Genomic DNA, 698 nt, shown 5'->3' on the forward strand with positions numbered 1-698 from the left:
CGGTCGTACACCAGCTGAATACCACTCTTGTTCATTTGAAGCTTCTTCTCGTTCATCTTTCTGGTAAATCAACTCCGCTTGGGCGCTAAAGTTTTCAGTAATTTGCCCATCAATAAATTCGACTACACGCCAGCTTTTATCCTTACTCGATAAGCTTGTATCACCGGTATAACTTAAGCCAGTTCCTGGACCATAACCATATTGAAAGGCCAAGGTATTGTTGAGTTTACCTAGCTTTTGTTTATGCTGAACGCTAAATGAAGTACCTGAATGGCTATCTGGTTCATCTATTTTTGGGATATAGCTTACCCCTACACTTAGTGTTCCATTTGGGTTGGTATTAAATCCACTTACAGTAATATCATGGCGGTTTACTGGTTTATCCTGAAATACATCATCCTTACGAGAGAAAACATATGAATAGTACAAGTCGTTATATTTAAAATTATCTATACCAAATCCTGTCGCACTCTGATTCCAGTAATAAAAGTCTGAAATATGAATATCATTACGGTTGTAGAAACGACGACCTGCCCAAACATTTGCACCATTTAAGTAGCTGATATTATTCCACATGAGATAGGCTTCAGCCCATTTGGCATAATTGTGGCCAGAAAAATCTTTATCATCACCAAAATCTTGTAATAACGCCAATGTACCCTTTAGGGCCACTGTAGAATTATCTTTAAATTTATATA

At 37.4% G+C, this 698-nt stretch carries 1 protein-coding gene; it reads right to left on the reverse strand.

All coding sequences use genetic code 11. From position 1 onward, the window contains the following. Positions 1–698 (reverse strand): carbohydrate porin (locus tag KTI79_RS19085; protein ID WP_143225028.1); only part of this gene is annotated, 698 nt, incomplete at both ends.

Source organism: Acinetobacter sp. WU_MDCI_Abxd143 (genome assembly GCF_025514195.1).
In the GTDB taxonomy this organism is placed as follows: Bacteria; Pseudomonadota; Gammaproteobacteria; order Pseudomonadales; family Moraxellaceae; genus Acinetobacter; species Acinetobacter pittii_H.